Raw genomic sequence first — 7,085 nt, 5'->3', positions numbered from 1 at the left:
GATACTGGGATCGAACCAGTGACCTCTTCCGTGTGAAGGAAGCGCGCTACCGCTGCGCCAATCGCGCCAGCCCTGTTCGAGGTGGCGACGGGATTCGAACCCGTGTATACGGCTTTGCAGGCCGCTGCCTCGCCTCTCGGCCACGCCACCAGAGGCGACCGCCATATCTGGCGAACCAGAGCGGATGACGGGACTCGAACCCGCGACCCTCACCTTGGCAAGGTGATGCTCTACCAACTGAGCCACATCCGCGTGGTGCACTTGAAGGTTTTCCTTCGTGCCGTGCAACAGGATTAAACATTACACATCCTTTTGCAGAAAACCAAATCGGCAGACAGTGACCCTCGTCACTATCTGCCGATCGGTGTCTGCAAAGCCCGAAAATCCGGTCAGCTTCCGCTTTCACCAGCGCCGTCGACAGACTTCGACGACAGCGCCGTCATGCGCGAAAGGCAGCGCATGTACTTCTTCCGGTATCCCCCGCCGAGCATTTCGTCAGAGAAGATCTTGTCCAGGCGGATACCGGAGTTGACTATCCCGATGTCAGCGTCGTACAGGCGGTCGACGAGAGCCACAAAGCGCAGCGCGACACCTTCGTTGCTGATCGGTTCGACCTGCCTCCACGAAGCAAACTGCACACCATCAATGAGCCTGCGGTACTTCGAGGGGTGGATTCGCTGCAGGTGCTCAACGAGTTCGGGGAACTCATCAGTCGCAAGCACTCGCCCATCACTCAGAACCTTCTCCTCGGCACTTGCGAGCTCTTCAGCACCCAAAGGCTCCGGAGGCTCAGTGATTTCACGGTGGCGGTAGTCATCACCGTCGATTCGCAGCACGTCGAACTGATCAGACAGCGCCTGAATTTCGCGCAGAAAGTCCTGTGCGGCAAAGCGCCCCTGCCCCAGTGCACCGGGAAGAGTGTTGGAGGTGGCGACGATCTTCGTGCCGGCATCAGTCAGTTCGCGCATGAGGCGCGACATCATGACGGTGTCACCCGGATCATCGAGTTCGAACTCGTCAATGCAGACGAGCTTCATCTTCTCGAGTTCCGCCTTGGCAGTGGGAAAGCCCAGTGCGCCGATGAGGTTGGTGTATTCGACGAAGGTGCCGAAAGCGGCCGGCTTCTCAGAGGCGTGCCACGCTGAGGCCAGCAGGTGGGTTTTGCCGACACCGTAGCCGCCGTCTAGGTAGATGCCCTTCTCAGCTAACTTGTCGCCCTTGCCGAAGAGCTTCTTGAACAGCCCTCCTCCACCTCGTCCGGCCTGCGCAAAAGCCTGCAGGCTGTCTCGTGCCTGGGACTGGGACGGCTGGGCCGGATCGGGTTGGTAGCTGTCGAAAGACACCCCTTCGAACTGCGGAGGGGGAACGAAGTCAGCAAGAAGTTCGTCGCGGTTGACGCGGGGGTCACGGTCGGTGAGATGAACGGCTTGAGTCACGCCGGCAAGTGTAGCCGGATGCGCCGGACGGCACCGACGTCAGCCCGCAGCGACGCCTATTCGAATTCGAAGCCCAGGCGACCCAGAGCCCGCGGATCACGCTGCCAGTCCTTCGCAACCTTCACGTGCAGGTCGAGGTAGACAGGGGTGCCGAGGATGCCCTTAATGTGCTTGCGCGCCTTACGACCGACCTCTTTCAGGCGAGATCCGCCTCGGCCGATGATGATGGCCTTCTGACTCTGCCGCTCCACGTACATATTGACGTAGACCTCCATGAGGGGACGGTCTTCCGGCCGGTCTTCACGCGGGCGGATCTCTTCGACCTGCACCGCTAGGGAGTGCGGCAGTTCGTCGCGAATGTCTTCGAGTGCGGCTTCGCGGACAAACTCCGCGATGAGGACCCGCTCGGGTTCGTCCGTGATGTCCCCGTCCGGGTACAGCGGCGGACTCAGCGGCAGGTGTTTGGCGAGCACCTCGTCAACCGTGTCGACCTGGAAGTCATCCACGGCGGACACCGGAACGATGTCTGCGAAGTCCATGAGCTCACCGGCCGCGGTGAGAGCTTCAACAAGGCCAGCACGGTCGACCTTGTCGGCTTTCGTCACAATGCAGACGACCGGCGTGGAGCCCCGTGAATCAGCCAGCTGTTCGGCGATGTAGCGGTCACCGGGGCCGATCTTTTCATCCGCGGGGATGCACAGCGCAATGACGTCAACGCTGCGCAGAGTGTCGGCTACAAGGTCGTTCAGGCGCGAACCGAGCAGGGTGCGCGGACGGTGCAGACCGGGGGTGTCGACAAGAACCAGCTGGTGGTCATCCCGGTGGACGATCCCGCGGATCGTGTGACGCGTGGTCTGCGGCTTGGACGACGTGATGGCGATCTTCGTGCCGACCAGCGCATTCGTCAGCGTCGACTTTCCAGCGTTGGGGCGGCCGACGAAGCAGGCAAAACCAGCGCGGAAGTCGTCGGGAACTTCGCGGAACAGACTCATTCTTCCTCCCGGGTGATGATGACGTGGCTGATGCGGTGGCGGCGACCCTGGCCCGGCTCGGCAACCAGCCGCAGCCCGTTGATGACAGCTTCAGAGCCGGCAATCGGCACCTCGCCCAGTTCGCTTGCCAGCAGACCGCCGACGGTGGTGACGTCTTCCTCGTCGATCCGCACGTCAAAGTATTCTGCAACGTCCTCGATGTCGGTGCGGGTAGCAACGCGCGCTCCCCCGCCTTCGAGCGGAACGATGTCGTCTTCATCGCGGTCGTACTCATCCGCGATTTCCCCGACGATCTCTTCGACGATGTCTTCAATTGTGATCAGACCGGCGGTGCCGCCGTACTCGTCGACGATGATGACCATGTGAGTCGCTTCGACCTGCATGAAGCGCAGGAGCGAGTCCACCGTTTTGGTGTCCGGCACGAAAGTCACGTGGCGGGCGATGTCGAGGGCCGGCTGGTCGCGATCCTCAGGGTGGGTGTGCAGGCGCCGGGCGACGTCCTTGAGGAACACGATGCCGCGGACGTCGTCAAGATCCTTGCCCACAACCGGGATGCGCGAAAAGCCCGAGCGCAGGAACACCGTCATGGCATGTTCGAGTGTGCTTTCAGAGCGCAGGTACACGAGGTCGGGCCTGGGCACCATGACTTTGTACGCCCGGGTGTCGCCCAAGTTGAAGACGCTTTCGATCATGTCGCGTTCGTCGTCTTCGATGATGTTGCCGGCGCTGGCCCGATCCACGAGGTCGCGCAGCTGCTCTTCTGTCACGAACGGGCCATCGCGGAACACCTTTGCCGGAGTGAGCATGTTGCCCAGCCATACGAGCACGCGGGCCACCGGGCCGAGTGCTTGGCGCAGGCCGGAGACCAGCGGAGCCGAAGCAAGCACAACCGTGAGGTTTTTGCGTCGCCCGATTGTCCTGGGCGAAACGCCTGCGATGACGAACACGGCGACAGCTGATGTCAGGGCGGTGACAATGAGCGCTGTGGGCATGCTGTCGATGAAGCTTGTGAAGGCCAGCAGGGTGAACACGACGGCGGCAGTTTCAAACAGCTGCCGCACAAAGGTCAGCACGTTGATGTGCGTGGGCAGGTCTTTGAGGATCCGCTCAGCCTTCGGGGCTGTGCGCTTGCCGTCCTCGACTGCTTCTTCGACTTCGTGATGGCTGACTGTGGAAAACGCGGCGTCAGCAGCTGCCAGCACCGCTGCCAGGGTGAGGCTCAGCAGTGCCAGCAGGAAGTTCAGGGCTATTTCCACTTAGGACTCCGTGGGGATCGGCAGCCGCGTTCGCTCAGGTTCTGTGCGGGCAAACCAGGCGCGAAGAACATCGGCCTGCTTGCCGAACATCTCCTGCTTTTCTTCAGCCGTTCCATGGTCGTAGCCGGCCAGGTGGAGAACACCGTGGACGGTGAGCAGCTGGATTTCGTCAGCTTGGCTGTGGCCGTTGGCTTCTGCCTGCTGCTGTGCGACGTCAGGGCAGATGACGATGTCACCGAGCATGCCGGCCTGAGCGCCGGGCTGCAGTTCGTCCATGGGGAAGGACATGACGTCGGTGGGGCCTGCAAGGTCCATCCACTGCACGTGCAGCTGGCTCATCTGTTCGGTGTCGATGAACTGGATGGACAGTTCAACATCCGGGTGGATCTGCAGATGTTCCAACGCGAGTGCAGCTACGCCGCGCACCGCTTCAAGGTCGACGTCCGCGGGTGTTTCGTTGTGGATTTCTATGCTCATGGTCGGTGCTGTTTTCTACGCCCATTCTTCGTAGGCCTGGACGATCTTCGTCACGAGTGAGTGTCGAACGACGTCTTTCGCGGTCAGCCGGTGGAATTTGATGTCGTCGACATTGCCGAGGATCGACTGAACCACGTTGAGTCCAGAGTTCGTTCCGCCGGGCAGGTCGATCTGGCTGGTGTCGCCGGTGACCACCATGCGGGAATTGAAGCCCAGGCGGGTCAGGAACATCTTCATCTGTTCAGGCGTGGTGTTCTGCGCTTCGTCGAGGATGATGAAGGCGTCGTTGAGTGTGCGGCCGCGCATGTAGGCCAGTGGGGCCACTTCGATGATTCCCTGGTCCAGCAGCGATGAGATGCGCTCGGCTTCGATCATGTCGTGCAGCGCGTCATACAGCGGCCGCACGTACGGGTCGATCTTTTCGTCAAGAGTGCCGGGCAGGAAGCCGAGCTTCTCCCCCGCTTCGACCGCTGGGCGGGCCAGGATGATGCGGGAGACCTCCTGGTTCTGCAGGGCGCGCACAGCCATGGCGATCGCCAGGTACGTTTTGCCGGTACCGGCCGGGCCGATCCCGAACGTGATGGTGTTCTCGCGGATCGAGGTGACGTATTCGTGCTGGCCGAAAGTCTTCGGCCGCACGGTCTTGCCGCGGGTGGAGAGAATGTTGTCGGTCATGACCTTCGCCGAGTCCTGGCCCTCGTCGAGCATTCCGGCCACGCGAGATACGGCTTCGGGGTCGAGGCGGCCGCCGCTGGCGATGATTTTGCGCATGTGGCCGAACACTTCGGTCACGCGGGCCACACTCGTGGGGTCGCCGGTCAGCTGGATGGTGCGCTGGCGGACATGGATTTTGACGTCGGGGAACAGCTTTTCGACTGTCCGCAGGTTCTGATCCTGCGGTCCGTACAGTGCGATGAGGTCGACGGATTCGGGAACGGACAGTGCGGTGCTCTGGTCAGTGTCCAGGAGAGCTTCCTTTCCTCAGTTCTCTTCTACCAGCCTAGCTGTTTTCGGACGGGTCCCAGCGTCCCAGTTCCTGCTGGGCAAGCGCGAGTGCGATTGGGCCCGCCGAAGATGCCCGCAGAACCGTGGGGCCGAGCACCGCGGTGACGGCTCCGGCTTCTTCCATCTGCTGTCGTTCTGCGTCCGTGATACCGCCCTCGGGGCCGACGACCACGTAGATTTCATCCGCCTCACGCTGTCTGAGCTCACTGCGCACAGTCTGCACGAAGGGTCGGGTTCCGCTTTCGTGCAGAACGATGACGAGCGCGCCTTCGCGCGCTTTCTCGACCGCGAACGAGGTGGAGCTCAGCTGCTCGAGCTGTGGAAAGTTCACGCGCCGGGACTGGAGGGCGGCCGCCTGGATGAGGTTGGCCCATTTGTCGTGCGCTTTAGCGGCCTTCGTGCCTTTCCACTGCACGATTGAGCGTTGCGCCTGCCACGGCACGACCACGTCGACGCCGACTTCGACCGCGGTTTCCACTGCCGCTAGGTCGCGGTCCCCCTTAGCCAAAGCCTGGATCAGACCAAGCCGAGGGCTCTGCGGATGCTCGCGCTCCACCTCGTCAATCTTAAGAACAGCGGCTTCTTTAGAAGCCGATTCGAGAACCCCGCGCACCCGCAGACCAGCCCCGTCGGTGAGTTCGAGGGCTTCGCCGGCTTTCATCCGCCGTACGATCACGGCGTGACGGTGTGCCTGGCCGGTAAGCGTCAGGCTCTGGCCGGGGCGGACGTCCCCCAGCGGGACGTCGGTGTAGAAGACGGGAAGACTCACGACCTGTGTGCGAACCTTTCGCGGAAGCGGCTGAAGGCGCTCTTGGACTTCTTCTGCAGACCGTGGTCGGCCGAGTCTTCGCCGCGCATTTGTGAGAGCTGCTGCAGGAGCTTCTTCTGTTCGCCGTTGAGTTTGGTGGGCGTCTGCACGACGACCGTCACCAGCAGGTCGCCGCGGCTTTCGCGGCGCAGGCGGCCCGCACCGAGCCCGGCCAGTGTTTCCACGGTGCCGGTCTGAGTGCCCGGTTCGATTGTCAGTTCACGCGGACCGTCGAAGGTTTCGAGTGTCACGGTGCTGCCGAGAGCCGCTGTAGTCATGGGCACGGACAGTTCGGCGCGCAGGTTGTCGCCATCACGAGTGAAGACGTCATGTTCGCGGACGGTGATTTCGATGTGGAGGTCACCAGCCGGGCCGCCGCCGGGGCCGACCTCACCGTGGCCGGACAGGAGGATGCGGGTGCCGTCGTGCACGCCGGCGGGAATCTTGACGGCGAGGGTCTTCTCTTCGCGCACACGGCCCTCACCGCCACAGCTGTTGCAGGGGTCTTTGATGACATCGCCGTAGCCGGAGCAGTTACCGCACACCTGCTGGGTGCGCATGTCACCCAGGATGGTCCGCTGAACAGCCGAAATGGTGCCCGCTCCGTGGCACAGGCCGCAGGTTTCGGGTTTGGTGCCTTCGCGGGCACCGCCGCCGTGGCAGGTTTCGCACGTGACGGCCGTCTGCACGCGAATGTCTTCTTTTCCGCCGAAGACAGCGGTTTCGAGGTCGATCGTGAGTTCAACAAGGGCGTCGCGGCCGGGGCGAACGCGCTGGTTCGGCGGGCCGGCCTGGCGTGGGCCTCCCCCGCCGAAGAACGTGTCGAACAGGTCGGAAAAGCCGCCGAATCCACCGGCGCCTCCGGTGGAGCCGCCCATGTCGTACTGGCGTCGCTTATCCGGGTCCGACAATGTTTCGTAGGCCACGGAGACTTTTTTGAATTCGTCTTCGTGACCGGGGTTGACGTCCGGGTGGTACTTGCGGGCGAGCTTCCTGTAGGCCTTTTTGATGTCGTCTGCGGAAGCGTCGCGTTCAACGCCAAGTGTTTCGTAGTGATCGCTCACTGCTTCTTCTTTCGTTCGGATGCGTCTGTGAAAGTACGGGGTTCAGT

Annotated in this window: 7 protein-coding genes and 2 tRNA genes; all 9 read right to left on the bottom strand. The window is 62.4% G+C overall.

Features of this window, described 5'->3' with window-relative positions:
- Window positions 1-79: 79 nt before the first annotated feature.
- A tRNA-Cys gene (locus HMPREF3172_RS06530) sits at window positions 80-150 on the bottom strand.
- A 29-nt stretch (window positions 151-179) separates the two neighbouring features.
- Window positions 180-252: transfer RNA gene (locus HMPREF3172_RS06525), tRNA-Gly, on the bottom strand.
- Window positions 253-389: 137 nt separating this feature from the next.
- The gene (zapE, locus tag HMPREF3172_RS06520; RefSeq protein ID WP_070516328.1) at window positions 390-1,436 is read right to left on the bottom strand and encodes a cell division protein ZapE; all 1,047 of its coding nucleotides are present in this window, start codon (window positions 1,434-1,436) and stop codon (window positions 390-392) included.
- A 56-nt stretch (window positions 1,437-1,492) separates the two neighbouring features.
- Window positions 1,493-2,428 (bottom strand): GTPase Era, encoded by a 936-nt coding sequence (era, locus tag HMPREF3172_RS06515; protein ID WP_070516326.1) that lies wholly within the window; start codon window positions 2,426-2,428, stop codon window positions 1,493-1,495.
- The gene (locus tag HMPREF3172_RS06510; RefSeq protein WP_070516324.1) at window positions 2,425-3,684 is read right to left on the bottom strand and encodes a hemolysin family protein; all 1,260 of its coding nucleotides are present in this window, start codon (window positions 3,682-3,684) and stop codon (window positions 2,425-2,427) included. The genes era and HMPREF3172_RS06510 overlap by 4 nt, the downstream gene beginning before the upstream one ends.
- Window positions 3,685-4,161 carry an rRNA maturation RNase YbeY gene (gene ybeY, locus HMPREF3172_RS06505; RefSeq protein WP_070427925.1) on the bottom strand — a complete coding sequence of 159 codons (477 nt, stop codon included), beginning with the start codon at window positions 4,159-4,161 and terminating at the stop codon, window positions 3,685-3,687.
- A gap of 15 nt (window positions 4,162-4,176) precedes the next feature.
- A complete protein-coding gene (locus tag HMPREF3172_RS06500) occupies window positions 4,177-5,127 on the bottom strand; it encodes a PhoH family protein (RefSeq protein WP_040377231.1) in 951 nt (316 codons plus the stop codon).
- 34 nt (window positions 5,128-5,161) lie between these two features.
- The gene (locus HMPREF3172_RS06495; protein WP_070516322.1) at window positions 5,162-5,935 is read right to left on the bottom strand and encodes a 16S rRNA (uracil(1498)-N(3))-methyltransferase; all 774 of its coding nucleotides are present in this window, start codon (window positions 5,933-5,935) and stop codon (window positions 5,162-5,164) included.
- Entirely contained in the window at window positions 5,932-7,038 is a 1,107-nt protein-coding gene (dnaJ, locus tag HMPREF3172_RS06490; RefSeq protein WP_070516320.1) for a molecular chaperone DnaJ, read from the bottom strand. The genes HMPREF3172_RS06495 and dnaJ overlap by 4 nt, the downstream gene beginning before the upstream one ends.
- Window positions 7,039-7,085 lie beyond the last annotated feature (47 nt).

Source organism: Brevibacterium sp. HMSC08F02 (assembly GCF_001807555.1).
Lineage (GTDB): Bacteria > Actinomycetota > Actinomycetes > Actinomycetales > Brevibacteriaceae > Brevibacterium > Brevibacterium ravenspurgense.
This window is presented reverse-complemented; position numbering and strand designations above follow the sequence as displayed.

Coding starts and splice junctions, on each gene's coding strand:
- ybeY (WP_070427925.1), bottom strand. CDS start 4,161: ATGAGCATAGAAATCCACAACGAAACACCCGCGGACGTCGACCTTGAA.
- era (WP_070516326.1), bottom strand. CDS start 2,428: ATGAGTCTGTTCCGCGAAGTTCCCGACGACTTCCGCGCTGGTTTTGCC.